General features: G+C 48.3%; 17 protein-coding genes. 9 read left to right on the forward strand and 8 right to left on the reverse strand.

Annotated features, from left to right (window positions below):
* Positions 1-45: 45 nt before the first annotated feature.
* Positions 46-1,929 (reverse strand): VRR-NUC domain-containing protein, encoded by a 1,884-nt coding sequence (locus CX650_RS16935; protein WP_101096482.1) that lies wholly within the window; start codon positions 1,927-1,929, stop codon positions 46-48.
* On the reverse strand, positions 1,929-3,434 hold the full coding sequence (locus tag CX650_RS16940) for an EAL domain-containing protein (RefSeq protein ID WP_167388654.1): 1,506 nt from the start codon (positions 3,432-3,434) through the stop codon (positions 1,929-1,931). Before CX650_RS16940 ends, CX650_RS16935 begins: the two co-directional genes overlap by 1 nt.
* 275 nt (positions 3,435-3,709) lie before the next feature.
* Here CX650_RS16940 and CX650_RS16945 point away from each other — a divergent pair, with 275 nt between their 5' ends.
* Both CX650_RS16945 and CX650_RS16950 read left to right on the forward strand, forming a co-directional pair.
* Positions 3,710-4,183, forward strand: a complete 474-nt coding sequence (locus CX650_RS16945; protein WP_101096483.1) for a mechanosensitive ion channel family protein — start codon at positions 3,710-3,712, stop codon at positions 4,181-4,183.
* On the forward strand, positions 4,180-4,767 hold the full coding sequence (locus CX650_RS16950) for a class I SAM-dependent methyltransferase (protein WP_101096484.1): 588 nt from the start codon (positions 4,180-4,182) through the stop codon (positions 4,765-4,767). Before CX650_RS16945 ends, CX650_RS16950 begins: the two co-directional genes overlap by 4 nt.
* A gap of 1 nt (position 4,768) precedes the next feature.
* On the opposite strand, the gene CX650_RS16955 is transcribed toward CX650_RS16950, so the two are convergent.
* Complete coding sequence (locus CX650_RS16955) at positions 4,769-5,047, reverse strand: peptidylprolyl isomerase (protein WP_101096485.1); 279 nt, start codon at positions 5,045-5,047, stop codon at positions 4,769-4,771.
* 311 nt (positions 5,048-5,358) lie between these two features.
* Here CX650_RS16955 and CX650_RS16960 point away from each other — a divergent pair, with 311 nt between their 5' ends.
* The gene (locus tag CX650_RS16960; RefSeq protein WP_101096486.1) at positions 5,359-7,308 is read left to right on the forward strand and encodes a PKD domain-containing protein; all 1,950 of its coding nucleotides are present in this window, start codon (positions 5,359-5,361) and stop codon (positions 7,306-7,308) included.
* A 79-nt stretch (positions 7,309-7,387) separates the two neighbouring features.
* Here CX650_RS16960 and hda read toward each other — a convergent pair whose 3' ends face one another.
* Both hda and CX650_RS16970 read right to left on the reverse strand, forming a co-directional pair.
* Positions 7,388-8,098, reverse strand: a complete 711-nt coding sequence (gene hda / locus CX650_RS16965; protein WP_101096487.1) for a DnaA inactivator Hda — start codon at positions 8,096-8,098, stop codon at positions 7,388-7,390.
* A 76-nt stretch (positions 8,099-8,174) separates the two neighbouring features.
* Positions 8,175-9,320 carry a DUF2066 domain-containing protein gene (locus CX650_RS16970; protein ID WP_101096488.1) on the reverse strand — a complete coding sequence of 382 codons (1,146 nt, stop codon included), beginning with the start codon at positions 9,318-9,320 and terminating at the stop codon, positions 8,175-8,177.
* A 211-nt stretch (positions 9,321-9,531) separates the two neighbouring features.
* Here CX650_RS16970 and CX650_RS16975 point away from each other — a divergent pair, with 211 nt between their 5' ends.
* Positions 9,532-10,785, forward strand: a complete 1,254-nt coding sequence (locus CX650_RS16975) for a uracil-xanthine permease family protein (protein ID WP_039032923.1) — start codon at positions 9,532-9,534, stop codon at positions 10,783-10,785.
* A 217-nt stretch (positions 10,786-11,002) separates the two neighbouring features.
* Here the strand turns inward: CX650_RS16975 and CX650_RS16980 are convergent, their stop codons facing one another.
* Positions 11,003-12,385 (reverse strand): Na+/H+ antiporter NhaC family protein, encoded by a 1,383-nt coding sequence (locus tag CX650_RS16980; RefSeq protein WP_071475537.1) that lies wholly within the window; start codon positions 12,383-12,385, stop codon positions 11,003-11,005.
* A 576-nt stretch (positions 12,386-12,961) separates the two neighbouring features.
* On the opposite strand from CX650_RS16980, the gene CX650_RS16985 reads away from it, so the two are divergent.
* From CX650_RS16985 to CX650_RS16995, 3 genes are all read left to right on the forward strand, one after another.
* Positions 12,962-14,176 (forward strand): pyridoxal phosphate-dependent aminotransferase, encoded by a 1,215-nt coding sequence (locus tag CX650_RS16985; RefSeq protein ID WP_039032921.1) that lies wholly within the window; start codon positions 12,962-12,964, stop codon positions 14,174-14,176.
* Between the two features lie 108 nt (positions 14,177-14,284).
* The gene (yfbR, locus tag CX650_RS16990) at positions 14,285-14,872 is read left to right on the forward strand and encodes a 5'-deoxynucleotidase (RefSeq protein ID WP_039032920.1); all 588 of its coding nucleotides are present in this window, start codon (positions 14,285-14,287) and stop codon (positions 14,870-14,872) included.
* A gap of 11 nt (positions 14,873-14,883) precedes the next feature.
* Entirely contained in the window at positions 14,884-16,218 is a 1,335-nt protein-coding gene (locus CX650_RS16995; protein WP_101096489.1) for an anti-phage deoxyguanosine triphosphatase, read from the forward strand.
* Positions 16,219-16,827: 609 nt separating this feature from the next.
* On the opposite strand, the gene CX650_RS17000 is transcribed toward CX650_RS16995, so the two are convergent.
* The gene (locus CX650_RS17000) at positions 16,828-19,650 is read right to left on the reverse strand and encodes a serine/threonine protein kinase (RefSeq protein WP_101096490.1); all 2,823 of its coding nucleotides are present in this window, start codon (positions 19,648-19,650) and stop codon (positions 16,828-16,830) included.
* A 16-nt stretch (positions 19,651-19,666) separates the two neighbouring features.
* Entirely contained in the window at positions 19,667-20,257 is a 591-nt protein-coding gene (locus tag CX650_RS17005; protein WP_226685260.1) for an ECF-type sigma factor, read from the reverse strand.
* A gap of 403 nt (positions 20,258-20,660) precedes the next feature.
* Here CX650_RS17005 and CX650_RS17010 point away from each other — a divergent pair, with 403 nt between their 5' ends.
* Together CX650_RS17010 and CX650_RS17015 are read left to right on the forward strand one after the other, a co-directional pair.
* Positions 20,661-21,509 (forward strand): hypothetical protein, encoded by an 849-nt coding sequence (locus CX650_RS17010; RefSeq protein ID WP_101096492.1) that lies wholly within the window; start codon positions 20,661-20,663, stop codon positions 21,507-21,509.
* A 163-nt stretch (positions 21,510-21,672) separates the two neighbouring features.
* Positions 21,673-23,058, forward strand: a complete 1,386-nt coding sequence (locus CX650_RS17015) for a hypothetical protein (protein ID WP_101096493.1) — start codon at positions 21,673-21,675, stop codon at positions 23,056-23,058.
* Positions 23,059-23,308 lie beyond the last annotated feature (250 nt).

Genomic DNA, 23,308 nt, shown 5'->3' on the forward strand with positions numbered 1-23,308 from the left:
GGTCAATACTAAATAACAATCATTCTTGCCTTAATGCTATTTACCTTATTTACACTCGCCGGCAGTTGCCCAGTCGACATAGCAAACCCGGGCCTCTCCCAAGTCACTGAGGAAGTTGAGCCAGTATATTTGGTGATCGGCCAACTTATCGCCCGGGCCTTTGACTTCAAGCCAACTGATGCGCCCTTCGGCGTCAAATAACACAAGATCCGGATGGCCACTGCGGTAATGCTTGAGATCGCCAAGCATACGTTCAAATACCTGAGCGAGCCTGGCGCCGGAAAGTGCCGCCAGCGTCAGTTCCAGCGCCTGTTGCGGCAGATTTTCCCAGTAAACCCAATCGTTTGCCAGCCCTTGCTTTTGCTGAAAATGGCGCCAAATAACAGCGCCGGGCTCCCGAGCGATTTCATCAAGACGCGCCGTGATGGCCTCTTGGCGGCGGCTAACAAACTCCTCGGTGAACATATCCCGTGGGCTGCGTTGAAATGGGTTATCGAATACCGCCTTAATGGGGGCAAAAATAATGTCCCAAAAGGCCAGCCCGAAAAGGCCACAAAGCAAGGTATTCTCCAGAAAAAACACCCGGTAGCCGAGCGCTTCAAAGTGAGCAGCGACACGCATTTCAACTCGTTCACCATTGGGAGTAAGTTGCAGTATTATCGTTTGCAGCGCACCCAGTCTACCCTGCACACTTTCACTCAGCGCTTGCAGCCTTAACATCAAAGATTCAAGCGCCAAGGAATCAAGCGCTTCACCATGGCCTGATGGTGAGGCAAACTTGCTGTCGTTGCCATTTGGCAACTTTTTAAGCAGGCGTTTGCCAATACGTTCTATGATTTGCCACTGACTCTCATTACCGGCAAGGTCGCAAAGGTGCAGCAGCGCATGAGTCAGAGCCTGCCACTGAGCCTGTTTTTCCAGACAGCGACACAGGCGTTCCCTTGCCTGCCAATGTTCACACTGCGAATAGACACTGATGGCAAGAGTGGTTTGGCCTTGCCTTTCGGCTTCGCGGCCTATCAGAGTCAGTAGTTTTTGCCGGCGCCGCTCGAGTAAGGGGTTAGCCTCGGGTACTGCTGAAATGGCGTTAAGCTGCTGAAGCCGCAATGGAATATCCAGCACCTGTTTGGCCAGTATCGCCTCTTCTATCTGCTGACTCATAAGGCCAAATGCCAACGCAGCGTTAAGCTGCTCTGGGCTGTCATAGGCGCGGTGGGCCTTGTCCAGCACTGTGACTTCAAAGCGTTGCAAACCCAGATCGCTGAGCACAAACTGGCTCAGATCCTGATAACGGTTGCCAAAATAGAGTAGCAATAGGCCATCGAGAAGCCGCTGGCATTTAAGCTCAAGCCAGTCAATGCCCAGTAGAGAGTTCAGTTCGTCAATCAATAACTGTGAGTCTTGGGGCCCGAGCGCCAGCAGGGTACGTTTCAGCGTCTCCTTTGAGGCACATTTCATGCTTTTACCTAGATGCAGCGCAATATCGACCAGGCCCCCAAGACAGTTTTTGCCCACCGGGGCTTGACTCTGTTGCAGTTTGAGAAGCGCCCGGCGCAGCTCTGTGAGGGTGACGCCTTTGAGCCAGGTTTCAGTGTTTGGCAATGATGAAGTGCTGATAAGCTCCGCTTGCTCAAGCCCCTTTATCGCAGGTTCAAGAGCCCCTATTTCCGGGTAGTTAAGCTTATCGGCGCGAAACCACTCGCCCTTGCGGGACAAGAGACGCACCAGCAACATCCGCGAAGGTTTGGAGCAGGCCAGGTACGCCGCGCGTAACCTGGCAAGCTCGCTTGGCAAAATATCCAGATAGCGGCGGCTACCCTCCAGCAAGAGTTCAAAATTGCTCAGGTAATAGTCGCTTGCAAGTTCAGGGGCAGCTGGTTTCACTAAGGTTTTTGCCGCTAAGGTTTCTGCCGCTAAGGTTTCTGCCATTAGGGAACTTCGTCTGATTTCACGGTTTTCAGTTCTTCAACCGGCATGGGGCGGGCGAAATAGTATCCCTGCAGCAGGAATATACCGCGCTTTTTGAGGTACTCCACCTGCTCCGCCGTCTCCACGCCTTCGACTATCATCTCAAGCTCTGACTCCAAACCAAAGGCGATAATGGCATCCAGCACACCACGCTTGAGATCGTTGGTGCCTATGGTATCGATAAACATCTTATCTATCTTGATGCTGTCAATCCCCAAGGTTTGAATATACTTAAAGCCGCCATATCCGGTGCCAAAGTCATCAATTTTAAAGCTGTAGCCCTTCTCGGTCAGCCTGGCGATTTCCTGCTTGGCGGCATCAATGTCGGCAATGGGCAAGCGTTCGGTGAGCTCAAATTTAAGTCTGTCCGGCTCTGGCCAATTATGCTGTTGCAGCACGCGACTGACATGAGCCTGCTCCAGATGTTCTGCCACCAGGTTGATGCTAACCCAAGTGCCGCTCTCCAGCTCCGGCAGTTGTTGCAGTACCTGCTGCAGCAAAGATTCGGTAATGGGAATGATCAGGCCACAGGCTTCTGCATGCTCAACAAAGGCAACAGGTGGAATAAACTCTTTGCCCTTCTTCCAGCGCACCAGCACTTCATAACCGACCACTTTATTCTGATTAATATCGACTATGGGTTGATAAAAAGGGATAAACTCCTGCCGGGCAATGCCTCTTTGGATCATGCTCTTGAGCGAACGGTGGTAACTCAGATAAAGCCAATAAGCCCCGGCGAGCAGCGCGCCGAGTAAAATGCTCAAGGGTAAACCGTAAACAAAGATCTTTTCTCTGGCGTAATCATCGAGTTTCTCACCAAACCAGAGTTTTTGCTCCATTTGCTGCTTGTTCATCACGCTGAAAAAATGCACATTGGCTTCTCTGGGTACCGAAGGATTGCCGCGCTCAAATACCAGCCCTTCGGAGCCTGGAGCATGATGCAGAAACTCTATGTAAAAACAATCGCGGCAGGGAAGATTGATAATTTCACGGATCCAACTGCTGTCCAAAATCCAGTAAGCGGTATTGCCATTACTTCTGAAATAAACCAAGAGTTCCTGCTCGGTGTCATGCATGGCACCTGTGGTGGTTAGGCCAAAGCCCTGCCCTATGGGGGTGTCATTGGGAAGATCCGGCAATAGTAAATCCGAGCCGAGCGAACTGCAGCCTATGCCGGTTTTGGTTTTTATCCCCATCACCCGAAAATAGCGATTGTAGTTTTCAGGTACCCGCAATAATTTTGCGTCTTTCGGACCACAATCAAAATGAAACTCAGGTACTTGATGGAGAATAATGTCATTGATGGAACGCTGTCTCTGGCTAAGATACTCTTCCATGAGTTTGAACTGATTTTTGACTATCATTGAGGTCACTGGCCTTAGCAATAACTCCGATGACAACAGCAAGAGAGCAACAGGTAACAGCAACAGCAGCAAAACCCGTTTGTTCTCGGATACAGCCTTCATGATTATCGTCCTTGTAGAATGTCACTTCCCTTATACCCAGCCAGAGCGCCAGATACAATGACGCATGCAGCAAATACCCTACTCTGCGGCAAAACCTTTTGCAGCCTGAGTAGGGAAAACGGCCTTGGGCAATTTAGGTAAGCCACTGAAATTTATTGATTGACTCTTGTCTCTATCTCAACCTTTTGTTAATTTGGGCGCCTTTGAGTTTGGCATGCCTTTGTGCGCCAAGCCGAACATTTCAGCGACTAAGATTTTATTATTCGGAGCAGAAAATGAATGAGAATGTCATTCAGGCAATCCTGGTGTTTGCCGCATTTGTAGTGTTCAGCCTGATTATCGACCGTTGCCTGAAACAAGTGGCCACCCGCTTTGACTCGGCGGCCAGCGAATCGTTTCGCTTGATCTCCAACTCCCAGCGCGTGGTACTGATATTTATCGGTGCTGTCTTGGCCTTATCCAAGTTGGGCTTTGATGTTGGCGCCCTGGTTGCCGGCCTCGGACTCACTGGCTTTGCGCTGGGTTTCGCCCTCAAAGACGCCATCTCCAACCTGATTGCCGGTATTATGATAGTGCTCTATAAGCCGATAAAGCTGGGCAATAAAATCGATATTACCGGCTCCAGGGGGACTGTGGTGGATCTCAATCTGCGTTATATCACGGTGAAGGATGACGGTGTGACACACCTGGTGCCAAACTCTTTGTTCCTAAACAATAAAGTTTCCATTATTGATGAGGATAAGCAATGACGGCGCAGCTTTGGGATAAGGTTGCCAATCAGGTCAATTTCAATCTGGAAATCGATGTGCAGCGCTTCTGCCACTTGGTAAAACCCGACGCCAGAATACTGGACTTTGGATGCGGTTATGGCCGGATAGCCAAGCAGCTGAAACAGTTAGGCTATCCTGAAGTGCTGGGGGTCGATCCCTCAACCGCCATGATAAAGCGCGGCCTCAGTCTGTACCCGGACATCAATTTAACTCAGCTGCCACAACTTCCATTGCCTTTTGCCGATGAAACATTCGATGTAGTGCTGAGCTGCGCCGTTTTAACCTGCATGTCATCTGAAATGGCGCAAAAAGCCGCCATATTGGAGCTTAAACGCGTGCTTAAGCCGGGTGGCTTGTTCCACCTGAGTGAGTTTTGCTCCCCCATTGCGAAACGTTTCACCTCAGGGCTGGGTACTCCCATGTGTTACCACACGCCCATGCAGTTGCAGGAGCTGCTGGAAGACTTTGTCGACCTGAAAGATGAAGTCACAGCCTGTAGAACTTTGGCCGGCGATACGGCTCAATGCTATCGAGCCTTTGCCAGAAAACCGCAGCAGCTTTAGCTTAATTACGATAAATAGTCTGGATCAGATGAAAACCAAACTGGGTTTTGACCGGGCCATGCACTTCCAGCACAGGCTTTTTGAACACCACTTGATCGAAGGCCTTAACCATCTGGCCCGGAGCAAACTCCCCGAGATCGCCACCGCGTTTTTTTGAAGGGCACTGAGAGTATTGTTTCGCCAGCTTGCCAAAGTCCTCTCCTTTGGCGATCCGGGCCTTGAGTTTTTCCGCCTCTTCACGGGTTTTAACCAAAATGTGTCGGGCACAAGCTCGGGCCATGTTGTTTCTCCTGAGTCATCTTCGTTAGCTAACCATTAGCAGACGATTTTACCATAATCTTGAATCCTCCCCTCATTCGATATTAAACAAGCTGCACTATGTTGACCTTATTTGCCTGGGGCAAGCTTTAGCCAAACCTATGTCAGAGCTTCAAAATAGGTTCTGCCACCGCTCTCCTACTACAAAAGTCCCATTCCTCCCGGACTATTGGTGACCCTAACAGCCCGTGCTATAGTGCCCAATGGTTACAACAATTTTGATATAAAACAAAAACAAGCAACAACAAACTGTCAACCAAGTGGAGTCGTGCCATGAAGATACTGTCTTACCTCCCTTTAAGCTGTACCCTATTGCTCAGCGCCTGTGGCGGTGGTGGCAACGATAATGGCGGCGACCTTATCCCTCCTGTCGTTACTCCACCTCAGGCCTTGTCGCGCTGTGAGCAACAAAGTGAATTCAACAATCAAACAACAGCATCCGGTCTGGTTTTTAAGTTGCAAAGCCGTTATTTAGCCGGCCAGCAAAGCAGTGTTATTGCCACTATGGGCACACTCAACAGCCGTAATATGCAGTTCCAATGGCAGCAGTTGTCCGGGCCCGGTGTCGATATGGGCATCAATGACAGCCCAGTGCTGGCGTTTGTACCGCCACAAAGCGGTGATTACCGTTTTCAGTTAAATGTCAGCGGCAATGATCTCAGCCTGCAGGAGACGGTTACCCTGACTGTAGCAGCGGGAAGTGGCCTAAATATCCGCCAGGATCACCAAGTGGTAGAAGGCAATAATGTCAGCATACGACTGGATAGAGTCAATGGCGCTGCAGCAAACAATATCAACTGGTGTATTGCTGCCGGGCCTGACCTTAATCTGGACTTGTCCAATCTTGAGCGTCCCTTATTTGTCGCCCCCGGGGTTAGCCAGGATACGGGGGTGATCTTGAGAGCCAGCGCCAGTGCCAATGGCGAGATCTTAAGCGATGAAGTCAGCATACTGATAACTGATGAAGCGCAAATTACCTCAGAGTACTTTGATGCGCCAGTTGCCCGCACTCATGCCTACAGGCGAAACTCGCCCTATGCCGATGTACTAAAACGCTGCACTTATTCCAATCAGCTGAGCGCTTGCCAGCTTAGTACCCTGCCCTTGATTGGACAAGTCGGCACCGGCATCAGTGATAAAGAAGCGATAATGGACCGGGTACTGGTATCCCACGATTGGATGGGGCGTAATTTTGAAGCCTTTATCGATCAAATGGACACTCATGGTGACTTTGCCACCTTATTGCAATCTGTCACCGCCGTGGTGATAAGCTACGATGTCCGTCCCTCCTTTTATTGGGTGGTTACCGGCGCCATCTATCTGGATCCGGAAGATCTTTGGTTGACGGCTACTGAGCGCGACAGCATCAATGAAGCGCCGGATTACCGTGCCGGTTTCGGTAATGAGCTGCAGTTCCTGATCCCCTGGCGTTATGTCAAAGACAACGATTATGCTTCTGTCTATCGTGATCGCAACCAGCGCAGCAATCGTCCTATCAGTGAGTTGACTACCGATCTTTCCTCGCTGCTATACCATGAGTTGGCTCATGCCAATGACTTTTTCCCGCGCAGTGTTCATTCAAGCCTTGAGGGACCAACTTTGCTGGATGATTATTACCGGCGCACGGCGCAAAAAGCCTTGATATCGGATCAGCTCAGTAGCGCTTATCCGCTTAATAGCACAGAAATGAGAGCCCTGGCCAGCGTAAGCTTTATGGGCGAAACCGCCACAGCAACCCAAAAGGCATACTCGCCCGGGGATGTCAGCGGCTTCTTCTTTGCCGACAGAGCCAATGACTTTTACAACTACAGTACCTCCAGGGAAGATGCGGCCATGCTGTTTGAAGAAGCCATGATGAGTTACCGCCTTGGGGTACAGCGGGATGTGGCTGTCACAGACAAACCCGCAACCGTGACCGCAAACAGCATCAGTGTCGACAGAGGCCAACGGGGACGGATCGGTGCCACCGAACTTAGAAACCGAACAGGCTTGGTGCTGAGCGAGATGATGCCTGAGCTCAATAATCAGCTGCTGCTGGATAGTTTGCCGGCGCCGCTGCAGATGCAACCAGGCTTGAGTTGGGCGGCCAACCTCGGCATATCACCCACGCCCATGGCGCCAAAGAGCAATATCCAACATCAACAACAGCGTGAACAAACTCAAGTGCCGCTGCGTTTGAGTGGCGATCGCCACAGAGCTCCTGTGGGTGTAAACAGACACTGATTGTTATTTTAGTTTGTCATAGTATAAAAAAGCGCTGCCCTAGAGCAGCGCTTTTTTACTATCTTTAGCGACTTAAAGACTAAAGCCGTAGCATCTCTTTGATAAAGGGAATGGTCAACTTACGTTGATGAACCATAGACGCCTTGTCCAGCCTATCCAGTACATCGAACAGGGTACGTAAGTCTCTGGCTAAACGATTAAGCAGAAAGCGGCCTACATCTTCCGGTAACTGTAGGCCACGCATGGCAGCGCGACGTTGCAATGCCACCAACTTTTCTTCATCGGCCATGGGCTGGAGCTGATAATTGAGTCCCCACTGCATCCTTGAGACCAGATCCGGCAAGGCAAAACCGGCATCTATAGGCGCTGCGCTGCCACTGACCACCAGAGCACAATGTTTCTGTTCGGCTACCCGGTTATAGAGATCGAATATCGCCTCTTCCCATAAAGGATGGCCGGCAATCGCATCGACATCATCAATACAAACCAGATCGATCTGCTCCAACCCTTCAAGTAAAGCGGTAGAGATACTGGCATGAATACCCAAAGGAATATAAAAACTGCTGCGTTCCAACTCATTGGCGTGAGCACAGGCGGCGTGCATCAAATGGGTTCTACCCGATTTTACCGGTCCCCATAAATAAACGGCTCCCTGGCTGTGGCCTTCGGCACAGGCCCTCAGAGTCTGGATAAGTTCATCGTTTCCTGCCGCTGGATAGTAACTGTTAAAAGTCTCATCGTCCGGCAAGTGAACGGGCAGTGAAAGTTGCAAGGGTGAGTTTTGTGTCACTCAGGATCGTTCCCAATCGCGGTCAATCAAAAATGCGGGCGCCAAGTCTAGCATGACTGGCGCCGCGGTTAAAACCTCAACGGCTGCGCCACTGGTAAGGACCTAAGGGCTGGCTCACATTCTCGTTGAATTTTGTGGTCTCGGATGCCTGCGGCAATGAGTTAATACCATCGTAACCCTGGCCGTCGGCAACATCTTGAAAACCGCTCTGGGCCGAAGATAACCGAGGCTCCAAACGCAACAGGTTTTTCAAGTCGTCTTCCGAGCCAAAAAGTTGCACCTTAAAAGTAGCGCTATCACCCTGCAAAGTGCTAAGGCTTACTTCACGCACCGCGCTGAGTTGATCGAGAAACGCTTCAATTTCCACCAACTGCTTCATCTGGCTGATGCCGGTAAAACGTACCTTGCTCAGCAAACCATCCCCAGAGTCGGCTATGGCGTACCGGGACACAAAGTAATCGGACAGTGACAACATCATCTCGGCCACAGCCTCGTCTTTACTGGCAGCTTGTCCCTGACGATTGAGCAGAGGCTGGCCGAAGGACTGACTGATATCCGTCTTGGGATAAAGTACCAATTGATAGTTAAATTCACTGCCATTTGCCTCAAGTGCGCCCATCGCAAAGAAGTCCGCCTGATAGCGAGTTGAGGCGGTAGCAACAGTATCGGCAAATAAACCGCGCACGTCATTGACATTGATACGCATCAAATCATCAAGATCCATCAAAGGAAACATCAGCGGCACACCACGTTCCATCGAAGCATCGGCAAACGCCTTGCGCTCTTCAGCGCTTGAGTCATCACTTAGGATAACTCTTTCATTGTTGATATCCGTACTGAGCCAAAACAGAGTTAAGGGACGCTGTTTGCCCCATACAGGCAAGCCGGCTTCACGCAACATGTCGACTATCTTCCGGTGTTCGAAATTAGCTTTTAGCTTGAGCCCTTCTTCAGTATCAAGATAACCAAACTGACTGACCAGGGCATTGGCATTGGCAAGTTTGGCTTGGATCTCCGGGCTTTCGAGAGCACTGCGTGAGCCGGAATTTTTTAAAATAACATCTTCCAATGCCTTCTTGAGCCCCTTGCTCTTCTCGGCACTGGATCTGGACCCAACGGCTACAGTAGCTTCATCCAGCTGTTTAACCTCAACAGCCTGAACCAAAGTCGTGGCGCAGAACAGGGAAAGAAAAACAACTGGCTTTACAAATAAATTCAGCATCTTTGCGACGGTAAAAAGTGGTCGGAATGGCAAAAGTGTATCATATATGCCCCACTTGGCGAGCCGGTGGAGATGAAAAACCTGCCTCTTGGTTCATCTCGGGTTCAACTATGGAAATTGTGAAAAATTTGATCTAAAACGGCAAATAGCCCCCCACGCTTTGTGGCCATCTGGTAATATTGGCCGGTTTAACCACAATACGGATAAAAAAATGAAATACCTTGCCCGTCCTCTGCAAGGCGCACAAATGTTATTTGTCGCTTTCGGAGCCCTGGTGCTGATGCCGTTGCTCACCGGCCTCGATACCAGCGTAGCCCTGTTTACCGCCGGATTCGGCACCCTGTTATTCCAACTGATCACCAAACGTCAAATCCCTGTTTTCCTCGCGTCGTCTTTTGCTTTTATTCCACCTGTTATGTATGGCGTCCAAACTTGGGGTATCCCTGCCACCATGGGCGGGTTGATGGCAGCCGGCTGTGTCTACCTAATGCTGGCCTCTGTGGTAAAACTGCGTGGCAGCGGCATTATTATGAGGCTTCTGCCCCCTGTGGTTGTGGGGCCGGTTATCATCATCATAGGTCTCGGCTTGGCACCGGTTGCGGTGAATATGGCGCTTGGTAAAAGTGGAGATGGCAGCCAGGTGCTTGTTGCCCAAGATACCGCGCTATTTGTTTCTCTGGCATCACTCCTGACCACCATAGCCGTGGCCATCTTTGCCAAGGGACTGTTGAGGCTGATGCCGATCCTGGCCGGCATTATAGTCGGTTACAGCTTGAGTCTGTATTACGGCATAGTGGACTTCAATGTTGTACACGAAGCCGCCTGGCTGGCCATGCCTAACTTCGTCGCTCCCGAATTTAACTGGCACGCCATAGCCTTCATGATCCCGGTTGCCATCGCCCCGGCGGTGGAGCACATAGGGGATATTCTGGCTATCTCCAATGTTACCGGTAAAGATTACCTGAAAAAGCCCGGCTTACATCGCACTCTTGCCGGTGACGGTGTTGCCACCATAGCAGCTACCGCTTTTGGCGGCCCACCCAATACCACTTATTCTGAGGTCACAGGCGCAGTAACCCTGACGCGCAACTTTGATCCGAGAATTATGACCTGGACAGCCATTACTGCTATTTTGCTGGCCTTCGTCGGCAAGTTGGGGGCTCTGATGCAGACCATTCCGGTACCTGTAATGGGCGGTATCATGTGTCTGTTGTTCGGCTCTATCGCTGCAGTGGGCCTCAACTCATTGATCAAACACCAGGTGGATCTCAGCGAACCTCGCAACCTTTCTATCGTTGGAGTGACACTGGTATTCGGTATCGGGGGTATGGCTTTCGGTATCGGTTCATTCAGCCTGACCGGCATCAGCCTTTGCGGTATCGTAGCTATATTGATGAACCTGTTGCTGCCAAACAGCAAACCTCACGCGAGCAAAACAGGTAACTCTGTAGCAGATGAAACCTAAGCTGAGTACTGGCTGCGTTAGAACATATTAATTAAAAAAACCGATGGCGTTGTCATCGGTTTTTTTAATTATAATCTGTCATTTCCCAATGGGAAGCATAAGAACACATAACGAGCCTCACAGACTCGAATAAAAACCGTCTGGGATGTGCAGAAAACAAAAATCCCCAGGACATACCCGGGGATTTTAGGTCACTGTTTAGAGTTCAGGTTAGGGCTCAAGCCACTATGATAAAGCCAACAAAAGTCAGTGCCGCTGCGATTAAGGCATAAGGCAGTTGAGTGACTGCGTGACTTACCAGATTACAGCCGGAGCCTTGCGCCGCAAGGACGGTGGAGTCTGAGTAGAAACATGCCTGGCTACCAAAGGATGAAGCTGACAACAAGGCGCCTATCACCAAGGGGATATCGGCACCAACAGATTGCGCCAGCGGCATTACAATAGGAATGGTTACCGCAAAAATACCCCAACTGGAACCTGTGGCAAAGGCCAGAATTGCCATGGCTACAAATACTACTGCCGGCAAGAGCTTAGGTGTCATAAAGGGACTCAGGGAGTCGATGACATACTGAGGTAGCAGCAGTTGGTCGCAAACATCCTTGAACACAAAGGCGGCGATAACAGTGCCTATAGCCGGTAGCATGCTCTTAAAGCCATCTATCATCTGATCCATCATTTCGGACAAGGGCATCAAACGCTGTACCGCGTAATATGGCAAGGTAATCACCAAGGTTGCCAACAAGCCTTTCCATACATCGATATCGAAGTAGACGGTAAAGCCAACCAACAGCAAAATAGGTACCAGGAAATTATGTAATTGTCCTTGCTTATCGGCCAGCTCAAACTCCTCTTCCATCGCGCGCACGGCATATTCATCCAAGGTCTGGACTTCATCAAAATTTGTTTGTTCTTTGGCTGGACTACCGGCAGCCGCAGCAAGCTGTGCTTTTTTCATTGGCCCTATGGCCGGGACTATTCCGAGAATCACCAACAGCACCATGGCAACTGCCAACCAGGCATAAAACATGTACGGGATTGCCTGCATATAGATTTGGATCCCCTCACCTTCGGCAGCCACTCCGTTGTTGACCAAGAGCCCGCCGAAAAAGACCGCCCAGGTAGATAGCGGCACCAACACGCACACTGGCGCAGCGGTAGAGTCGACCACATAGGCCAGCATCTCACGGGAGATCTTGAATCTGTCGGTGACCCGTTTCATGGTTTCACCGACCGTGAGCGCATTCAGGTAATCATCAATGAAGATAACCAGGCCAAGTACAAAGGTCATTAGCAGGGACGAGCGCGGCCCCTTGGCTAACTTAATTGCCTTGCGGCCAAAGGCCAAGGCACCGCCGGTGCGCACCAATAAGGCAATCAGGGCACCGAAACTGCCACACACCAGGATTAACCAACCTATGGTCTCATCGGCCATCACTTTGAGTGAAATATCGGCGAAGTTATTCAGTACCTGACTGGGATCCAAAAGTAACAGACCACTGACCGCGCCTATGATCAACGCCAAAATGGGACGACGCAGCCAAATGGCCAGCACCAATACAACAATGGGGGGAACAAGACTTAACGCTGTCGGCTCAGACATGCACTTAGGTCCTCAAAAAGATGGCCTTACGGCCCTATAAAGTCATGTGGGGCGTTCAAGACACCGCCAAAACAACTGCTTTATTTACGGCTTTCCGCCAGACGGACAGTAACAACTGGTCGCTTTTGTTGGAGCCTTGCTAAAAACATCGCGCAGAAAATAATGCTCAACTGCATATGAGTCAACCATAATCTGAATCAGTCAGCGCAAATTTTGACCTTGTAGGCAATTGCCAAAAAATTTCTATATGATTCAATAGCTTTTACATGCACATTTTAAGCCCTTTTAGTGCTATTGACATATAAGCATTCAGTTAAACTGCCTTTTTATTTTAAACAATGTCAAATGAGTTTTGTGCTAATCACCAGCACCTTGGCGATTAAGCAGTTTTAAATACTGATATCCAACAAATTAGCAGTCGCATCATCTTTTAACTGGCATATTTGTTTGACGTGAAAAGATAAAAATTCTGTTAAAAGCAAAAAATATGGCTCACCCCCCCCTTTCTAAGATGCTTTAAATTAGGTATCGTGCCGAAGGTTAAACTCTTTCATATCAGCCAGTTTCGAGGTAGTAATGCGGCCAATCATCAAATCCAATAAGCTCGACAGTGTTTGTTACGATATTCGAGGACCGGTACATAAAGAAGCACGTCGGTTGGAAGATGAAGGGCATCGTATTCTTAAACTCAATATAGGTAACCCGGCCCCCTTTGGCTTTGAAGCCCCGGAAGAGATAGTTCGTGACGTCATCCTCAACCTGCCATCGGCTCAAGGGTATTGTGAGTCCAAAGGTTTGTTTTCTGCCCGTAAGGCGATAGTGCAGCATTACCAGTCCCAGGGGATCTTCGGTGTCGATATTGAAGATATCTATATAGGTAATGGTGTTTCCGAACTGATAGTGATGGCCATGCAAGGGCTACTCAATACCGATGATGAGGTGTTGGTTCCCTCCCCTGACTATCCACTATGGACCGCGGCGGTTAACCTGGCCGGCGGCAAGGCGCGCCACTATCGCTGCGATGAAGCGGCCGACTGGTTTCCCGATCTTGAGGATATCAAGAGCAAGATTGGCCCAAGAACCCGCGGAATTGTGATTATCAACCCCAACAATCCAACCGGTGCCGTATACAGTCGCGAGCTGTTGCTGGAGATTGTTGAGTTGTGCCGGCAACACTCCATCATACTGTTTGCCGATGAGATTTATGACAAAATTCTTTACGATGGCGCTGTGCATATCCCGGCCTGCAGCTTGTCGGACGATATTCTCACAGTGACGTTTAATGGCCTTTCCAAAGCCTATAGAGCCGCCGGTTTCCGGGTCGGTTGGATGATGCTGTCCGGCAATCTCAAGGCGGCGCGAAGTTATATTGAAGGGCTGGAGATGCTCTCCTCTATGCGCCTTTGTGCCAACGTGCCCAATCAGCACGCGATTCAAACCGCATTAGGTGGTTATCAAAGTATCAATGAGCTTACCGCCATAGATGGCCGCCTGACCCAACAGCGGGATATCTGTTATGAGCTACTCAATCAAATTCCCGGCGTGAGCGTGGTGAAACCCAAGGGTGCCATGTATGCATTCCCTCGCCTCGACAGCAAGCGTTTCGGCCTCAGGGACGATGAGCGCCTGGTGCTGGATCTACTGAAAGATAAGAAAATTCTCTTGGTACAGGGCACTGCCTTTAACTGGTCAGAGCCGGATCACTTACGAGTGGTGTTTCTCCCTCATAAGGAAGACTTACAGCGGGCCCTGCTCGCCTTCGGTGACTTCCTCGAGTACTACCGCCAATAACAAATGCCAGCCGCCCGTCGAGGCGGCTTTTTTATCGCCGCCCGGCACTGACAGCCTTTAACCACTGAGGTAAAGTAAGGGAAACGCGCAAAAACTTAGAGAAGTTGTATGAGTCACCTTTTTGCCCACCTGGCCAGGATGAAGTTAATTCAGCGTTGGCCTTTAATGTATAACGTCCGCCCCGAGAATGTGCAGGAACACTCATTGCAGGTCGCCATGGTGGCCCATGCGCTGGCCATCATCAGTAACCGTAAATTCAATGGTCAGTATTCGCCCGATCGCGCCGCTACCCTGGCCATCTTTCACGATGCCGGCGAAATTCTTACCGGCGATCTGCCCACTCCGGTCAAATACTTCAATGCCGAGATAGAAGCCGAATACAAGAAGATTGAAGCCATAGCCGAAGCCAGGCTGCTGGAGATGGTGCCCGAAGAGTTTCGTGACGACTACCGCTCGCTGTTTATCAGTGATAACGCCGAGCTCAGCCATCGCAAGTTGGTCAAGTCCGCCGATACTCTGTGCGCCTATCTTAAGTGTCTCGAAGAAAAGCGTGCAGGCAACAACGAGTTCAATAGTGCCCGCAAGCGACTCGAAACCATGCTGGATGCCAACCCCGACCCGGCAGTGGCGTATTTTCGCGAGCATTTTATTCCCAGTTTCACCCTGGATCTGGATGAGATCAATCAACTGCTCTAGCAGGAGATATTATGAGCCAAGCCCACTGGCAAGCCAGGCGCGAGCCCAATAACAGTCAGCGCCGCGACGATAATCGCAGTCCCTATCAGAGAGACAGAGCCAGAATTCTGCACTCTGCCGCCTTTCGGCGCTTACAGGCCAAGACTCAGGTACTTGGGGTGGGCATGAACGACTTTTACCGCACCCGCCTGACCCACTCACTGGAAGTCTCGCAAATAGGCACGGGCATAGCCGCCCAGCTGAAGCAGCGCTATCCCGAAATGGCCTTTTTGCTCGATTCCATGAGTCTGCTCGAAGCCCTGTGTCTCGCCCACGATATCGGCCACCCACCCTATGGCCATGGCGGTGAGGTGGCGCTCAACTACATGATGCGTGAGCACGGCGGCTTTGAAGGCAATGGCCAGACCTTCAGAATTCTTACCCGGCTCGAACCCTATACCGAACACTTTGGCATGAACCTAACCCGGCGTACCCTGCTCGGTGTACTCAAATACCCAGCGCCGGTACGTACGCTGAGAGTCGATAGACCCCAGCCGGAACTGAGTCACTATCGTCAGTTAAGGCCGAGCCAATGGCCGCCGGTCAAAGGGGTTTTCGATGATGATGAAGCTATCCTCGATTGGGTGCTTGAGCCGCTGGATAGTAAAGACAAGCAAGGCTTTCTCAACCACTATAGCCCGGGCGAAGGGCTGCACCATCGCACCCGCTATAAATCATTCGACTGCACCATTATGGAGCTGGCCGATGATATCGCCTATGCGGTGCACGATCTCGAAGATGCCATAGTGATGGGAATTGTCACCTGCTCCAATTGGCATGAGGATATGCGTGCACCGCTGCAAGCCATTGAGGATGAATGGATCCAAAGCCAGCTCGGGAATATTGAGCTCAAGCTGTTTTCCCGCAAACATCACTTGCGTAAGGATGCCATAGGAACCTTGGTAAATGCGCTGGTAACCGCCATCAGAATCGACCAAACTCCGGACTTTGCCGAACCCTTGCTGAGATTCAATGCTAAGTTGGAGCCGGCCTTTGCCGAGCTATTGGAACTATTGAAGCAGTTTGTACTTAAACATGTGGTACGTAAGCCCGAGATCCAGATGCTGGAGTACAAGGGGCAACAGATAGTGATGGAGCTGTTTGAAGCCTTTGTCTCGGATCCCCTGAGGCTTTTGCCTCACAACACACAATCTCGTTGGCAGCAAGCCAACAACAAGGGCGAAAACAGCCACAGAGTAATAGCAGACTATATCTCGGGAATGACAGATGAGTTTGCCGCCAGGTTACATCAGCAACTGTTCAGCCCCAAGAGTGGTGCCATCATAGACTTGAGCCAGAATTATTGACCACATCAAACCAATGCCGTTCAGTTAATAATGGGTCGAAAAAATTGATCTTCATTTCACATGAGGGGAATACGATTTACGCAGGCTTTGCCATATCGTTGCGAAGGGGCGAACTCATCAAGGCAGGCCGTATAATAGCTGTTATTTTTTGATGATTTATACCAAGGAGGACATGGCGGTAGTTTTACCATCATGAACCACTACATGATTGATCATGAGCAATCACTCTAGATGGCTGCATAGCCGCTTGATGTTAAAACGTGATTGAAAAAGAGGGTTACCTTTGTTGGGTAGCCATCTAGGGAAATATTCGGAAAGCTAGCTATAGAAATAAAAAAGAGGCCGCAAATTTGCTTGGCCTCTTTTTTAATATGGTACCCGAGGACGGACTTGAACCGTCACGCTGTTACCAGCGAGGGATTTTAAACCCCTTGAAAAAATGTTATATTTCAAATGCTTATTTAGATATTCCAAACATAACCCATAATTTCTTACTCTTTAACCTGTTGTTATTAAAGAATATTAAAAACCATCTTCGGAAAGATTTTTGCCGTTGACTGAACTTTTTAACCCATAAAAGTCAACGGCAATCAACGCCGTTTAACACCGTTAGAGGTACGGAATAAACGCCTCTGCGGAACTGTAGATTTTGAGTGCTTCATCCTCGGATTTAACAATATCATCCCACTTCAGCGAGCCAGGGCAGAGATCCATTGCGTCAAACTCTCCATCGCTGGTGTACTTCTTAAACCGGTACAACTGATCCTTTGTAAGCCCATCACAGTTCAACGCACCAACATTACCGATTTCAGTTTTCAGATCAAAACTATCACCAGCGGACTGTAGACGCTCAAGCTTTACCAACAGCAAATCATAAGTACTGACATTACTAAGACCTGCAAGCTGGCTTATCAACCTATCTGCGACGTCCCATTCCCCCAAGGCCAAATGTGCCAACGTCATGATTTTAAGATAGCTCACCTGAGTTGCCGGATAGGCAGAACCTGACTTTTTATTCAACTCTTCGGTAAGCTGCCGCACTTTATCCATATCACCAAGTTTGATGTGATTATGGAGCTTGGAAAGCAGCGACAGAACATAAAAATTGCTGGTTTCACCGTAGTGCTTTTTATAAAACTCAATAGCGTCATCACATGCAGCTACCCCAGTCTGTATGTCCTGTTCATTCGGTGCGAATTGTTTGGCTGAGCTGCTACACAGAGAGTAGGAGAAGTAACCGGCATGCCCGATGTTGCCTTTAGCCTTATAATGCTCTCTCAATAGTTGTAACTGCGCCAAATATAGACCTTGCTTGTCGAAGGCATTCGCGAACACCGAAAACTGCAAATAGTAATTCAGCGCGTTTTCACCGTAACTTGATAATTCCGGAGACACGGTTGCCATTACCTCATAGGCATCGGCGAACCTTCTCTCGTTGATTGCATTTGTCAGCTCGATGATGAAGTAGTTGGTCCGATACACAGCCGGTAGCGAATCGGGATCGACGCTCGTGTAAATTTCATCAATGATATCGCCGAGCTTAAATCGATTAACAGAAGCGGATTGCTTGGCCAAAATCGCCAGCACATAGACCGATGGGTGTTTGTTATCGTATAGCGAGTTTAACAGCCCAGTATTGCTGACGATGCGATTATTTAGGCTTTCAACAGACTGTTTTCCTTGAAGATTTGACATGATATACCAATCGTGCAACACACTTGCCCAGCGTTTGGCCGACACTGACGCGATATCGCTTTCACTCTTGTCGAGCAGTGCCTCCATCTGTTGTAACTTATCCTGGTCAAGTACATCAGGTGCAGAGATGATTTTAACCTGCTGCAACAGCATGGCCTGATTTATATCATTCGGCTCCAGATGAGGTATCAATGATGCAAACAGCTGATGATACTGTTGGTTCGATAAAGGAGCCGTCCCAATCTCCCAATCCACTAACGCAAATAATCTGGCATCTCGGGCATCAGGCAGCGCCGAAGCCATTTCGATTAACCCTGTCAGCCGCTTATCTGTGTCCTTGTGATGATTGTCCAGAATATCCAACTCCAATGCGAATTTGGATGCAATCAAATGCTCAATGGCATACTCGGGCAGACCAGATGTAAGCTCAAGAAGCTTTTCATTCTCAACCCTGGCATTGGTGTAATCACCAATTACTTTGTTAGCTTCCATCAAGGACTGCGTGAAACGAACGGCTTGCGCCTTAGGAAGCAGCTCAAGCTGAACCTGACTTGCTGACGCCACCAATGCACGTTGTCGCTCGATTTCACTCACTACTTTCACGTCAACCTGAGCAAGCATAGCCTCAGCCAACTTCAAGTTACGGTCAGCCAGCTGCGCCTGTTGCATCGACTCCAACTTAACCCCGTAGTAATGGTAGCCGGTAACAGAAGCGGCGATACCGAGCCCAATAGTCATGGCGACAGCAAACCGATGCCGTTTAAACCATAAACCGGCATTGTAGGACCGGCTGGGATTGGCAAGAATTGGACGGCAATTAAGATAGTTGCACAGTTCTGTCTTGAGCTCTGCCACCGTTTGATACCTGTCTTCAACACGATCGGCAGACGCTTTGGCGGCAATCAAGCTGATTATCGCATCACCGGGCAGTAACACCTTAAGCACCTTGCCCAAACTATAGATATCGGATGCAACGGTAATTCTCTCGCCGGATTTTTGTTCGGGAGAAGCATAATCAAGTGACATCGCATTGAGATAAGACTGGCTGAGGCTACCCTGCCCACCCATCAGCTTCGAGATGCCAAAATCAATCACATGCACCCGCCCTTCAGCGTCGACCAAAAGATTGTCGGGCTTGATGTCTCGATGTAGCACCTGATTGGCATGAGAGTGCACAATGCCATCCAGTACTTGAATAAACACCCTGACTTTTTCAGATGCTGAATCCAGCTTATTGCAGTATTCGGTGATGGACTCACCATTGATGTAGGGCATCACCACATAGGCAATACCGCGACTATCCTGACCGGCATCGAGTATAGTCACCACATTGGGATGATTAAGAGAAGCCAAGGCCTGAGCTTCATAATTGAATAGCGAGCCAGCCTCTGACGACATTAGAGACAGGGACACCGCCTTAATGGCCACCACTTGAGAATAGGTACCATCCTGACGCTCGCCAAGATAAACATACCCCATACCACCTTGCGCTATCCGGCGGATGACTTGGTACTTACCGATTATATCCCCTTCACTGAGCACATCAGCCATTCCCTGTGAAGCCTGCTCAAGACCATCCTTAAACAATTGAGTTACATTAACTTCGGGTATATCAAGCATAATACGCAGGCGCTGATACAAGTCGTTGTCATCTTGCTTCAGTGTTTGCAGGTAGCTCTCTTGTTCAGTAGAAGTAAGTTCCAGCAGGCGTGAATAATGTTCGTAAAGAGAAGACATCCAGGTTCCATCCCGTTTAATCGTTAAGGTGTACAGATAAGCATTTCTTGATGAAAGAGAGATCCTTGTCGACCGAAGATTCCGAAATGCCCAACATGCTGGAAATCTCTTTCAATGAACTCAAACAAACATATTTATATATAAAAACAGACACTTGCCTTGGATAGTCAAGCGACAGTTTTTTTAGCGCGTGCTCAATTTCAAACAATTGTTGGAAAACAGAGGAGGTTTGTAGCTCACCGGCAGTTTCAACTTGCCGCTTTTTCGCCTGAGACTTGCGCAAATGATCAATCAGTATCGAGTAGATGACCTGTGAGAACAGCGTGAACAGCTCTCTACTGTTTTCAACTGTAACGTCTCTGCTTTGCGCTACTCGAATAAAGGCATCATGGACAAGTGACGTCGTGTTGCACGATATCCTTAGCCAGGTATTGTCATCAAACTCAGCCAAAGACTTGGTCCGGACCTCAGACGCGATACTTCGAAATTTCTGGTACGCGAAGCGATACAACTGGTCTTCAACTTGTTTGGGTTCCTGCTCCCAACGGATCACTATATCAGTCAACAGCTGCAAATCATCTGTGCTGTGCATAGCCAATTGGTTCAAAATTTAGACATCCGTGACTGATTAACCTACTAAAATGTAACAATAAACCCTGCTTTTAACAATCAGATTTAAATCAGAAAGTTGGTCGTTTAACAAGTTCCGTTCTGTAGGGTGATCTCATTCACAGTTATCTTGGCTCTGCTGTTCTGCTGTTCTGCTGTTCACCTATGAGGATGTATGGCCGGGTAATCATCCCGTAAATCAACCGCCGGTCTTACCTTACCCTCGCCCAGCCAGGCATCCATTCCCCTACCGTTAAAACCTTCCCCTTCCCCCTCAACCTAATCTGATCACCGTTGCTGTCAGCAGTTACGAATTTCTACTTAAAATACGTATCTTTATAAAGTGACTAGGGCTTTTTATTGTGCACCGATAACAATACTCAATTAGCAAGGTGAGTGATATGCAAGGAAAAATACTCAATATTAGCGGTGTATTCGCCCTGATCCGTGCAGAAAATCAGGACAAATTTGAGGTGCCACTCTCAGAGATAAAATCTGAGCTTTCGCCGCGTGTTGGTGATGATGTTGACTTTGATCTGGTGGAAGGAAAGGTAACGTCTGTTTATATACTCAGACAGTCCGCCTCTATTGACGAGCACCTTTCTGCCGCCAAAGATACCGCCAATCACATTTATCAAAAAGTTAAAAGCAACATCAATGAAGAAAACCTGGATAGAGCCAAGGAACTCGCCGCAAAGGCAACAGGCAAAGCCAAAGAAAAGCTGCAAGCTATAGACCTGTCCAAAGCAAAAGAGACATTGACCTCGGTCGAAATGCCAACGTTAAGTTCTGTATCCGGACTCACGGTTCACAACAAATTTGCGCTCTTCAGCCTGACATGTCTGTTTATTTCAATGCTACTGCCAGCAGTTAACCTTGAATACTTGGGATTCGATACACCCGCCAGCTACTTCGATTTAGTCGACAGCGTTACACTGCAAGTCATATTCATTCTGGCATCGGCTGTCAGTTTGGCAATTGGCGCCCCACGCTTTATCAGCAAAGCGTTGTGCGTTATCTGTCTGGTTACAGTTGTAGCGCCACTTTCTGACGTTTATGACTCAATTTCTGGACTTGTTGACGCAGGGCGAGAGTTCGGTATCAAAGAAAAAAGTATTTCCAAACAGTTAACTAAAGCTATAGAGATTGGTTTACCTATACTGGTCATCTCGATTCTGCTCTTCTTTGTCACTACCCTGTTGCCTCGCTACAAAACGTCGTCCTTGTTTTCTGTATCTTCAGATAACTAAACCCCAAACCTTAAAAATATAATTTAGAAATACAGCTACAAAAGCAGATTATTACATGTAATAACTGCGTTAACCGAACGAATAACAAAAATATATGGCGATACGAATAACAAAAATATATGGCGATAAGAGTTTAACAAGCTAGAAAAGTAAGGATTTTAAAGTGAAAAAAGATATAAGTTACCTAACCATATTTTTCCTTGGATTAATAACATTAACAGGATGCAATAATTATCCTGACCAAGCAAAGCTCGATTTTCAATCAGATATACCCCAACACCAGATATCCTCAGCTGCAAAAAATGTACATCTGATCCCGGTAGACGATGTTGACCTAAAAGAGTGGTTGACACAGCTAAAAGAACTGGAACAAGGCACACTCAAGGAAATTCGTGGTCATGAAATCACGGATGAAACCTTCAAAGACGTATTATCTATTGCTAAAAAGATGACTGAAAGTCCACTGGGAAAACGCCCTGCGCCGAACGGTGAAATAGGCACAGTCGCGCAGTTTCTTACACTAGAAGGCCAGCTTTATTTACACGATAAAACACTGAACGAGTCTATTAATAGACACAAAGCAGCGATTCAGAGCAACCAAGAAATCTTGGCACAATTGAAAGATGTACACGAACGCAGTTCAGCAGCAACCGCAAAGCTCAACGCCATATTGAAGCCATATGATGAAAAACTGGCAGCATTAAAATCCGAAGCCATATCCGCGCAAGAAGCTATGAATACTGCACTAAAGCAACTGAACCCACTGGACTTTAATGTCAGAGATTTTAATATAAAAGCCAGTTGGATCAATTTCAAAGTAAATAATGATACTGCGCCTGATTGTGTGTCCATTATCGAAAATCGCTATAAAAATTATAGCCGCGCCGGTGGTATTCTGCCATTACCTGCCGTGAAAGGAGCCGATGGCAAATTTTATTGTTCCTATATGGATTCTATTGGTGGTGGGCAAAATACTCAGGCCCATTTTGTTGCCGCACTGAAGTCCTCAGGCATAGACAAAGCGGTGATAAATTATGTTAAAGCATCGGTTATATTGGACGTTGATACAGACTATGTAACCGACCAACGCAAAAATGCGGAACGAGCCGAAACTGACTTAAAATCCCAGATCAATTTGATGAGCTATTCAGAGCGCAGAACCTGGGAACAGGCACAAAAGAGAATTGAATCAGAGCAAGAATATATTAAAATGCTTGAGGACGATAATTCTGATGTTAATCGTCAACGAATTTATAGAGAAAACCTAGCCGACTCCGTTCAACAATTATTTACTCGCTATGCTATTTACCTGCTTGCTGAAGATCATGAATTACTTACTTTTGACGAAAATGGCGAACTGCAACTTACCGGGAGTGGCCAATATGTACTTATCAATGAGATTGACCCAACCAGACCAACCTATACGTTGATTGACGCCAACAAGTTTAAGGAGCAGGAAGTTATGCTAATAGCATCAGCCCCTAGGCAATATGAAAAATTCAAAAATTTTGCACAAGGGCTTGCAGGAAGGCTATTTGAGAAAGGCTAAACATGAATACCTGAAAGTCCCTGTGTAATCACAAAGGGACTTAACAATTCAACGATTAAAATAGTTACGTGATGACAAAAGCTAAAAATATTTACGGGAAATCTGTAAAAATACGTATCTTGCATTCATCATCGCTTTTTATATAAGTGCTCATAATATAAGAACCACCAACATGACCGTGACCGCTTACACCAAATCGACCATAAAGATCAATTAGTGTGTGCGTCAGGTTATAAATATTTTATAAAAA

It is taken from the genome of Shewanella indica (genome assembly GCF_002836975.1).
Taxonomy (GTDB): Bacteria; Pseudomonadota; Gammaproteobacteria; order Enterobacterales; family Shewanellaceae; genus Shewanella; species Shewanella indica.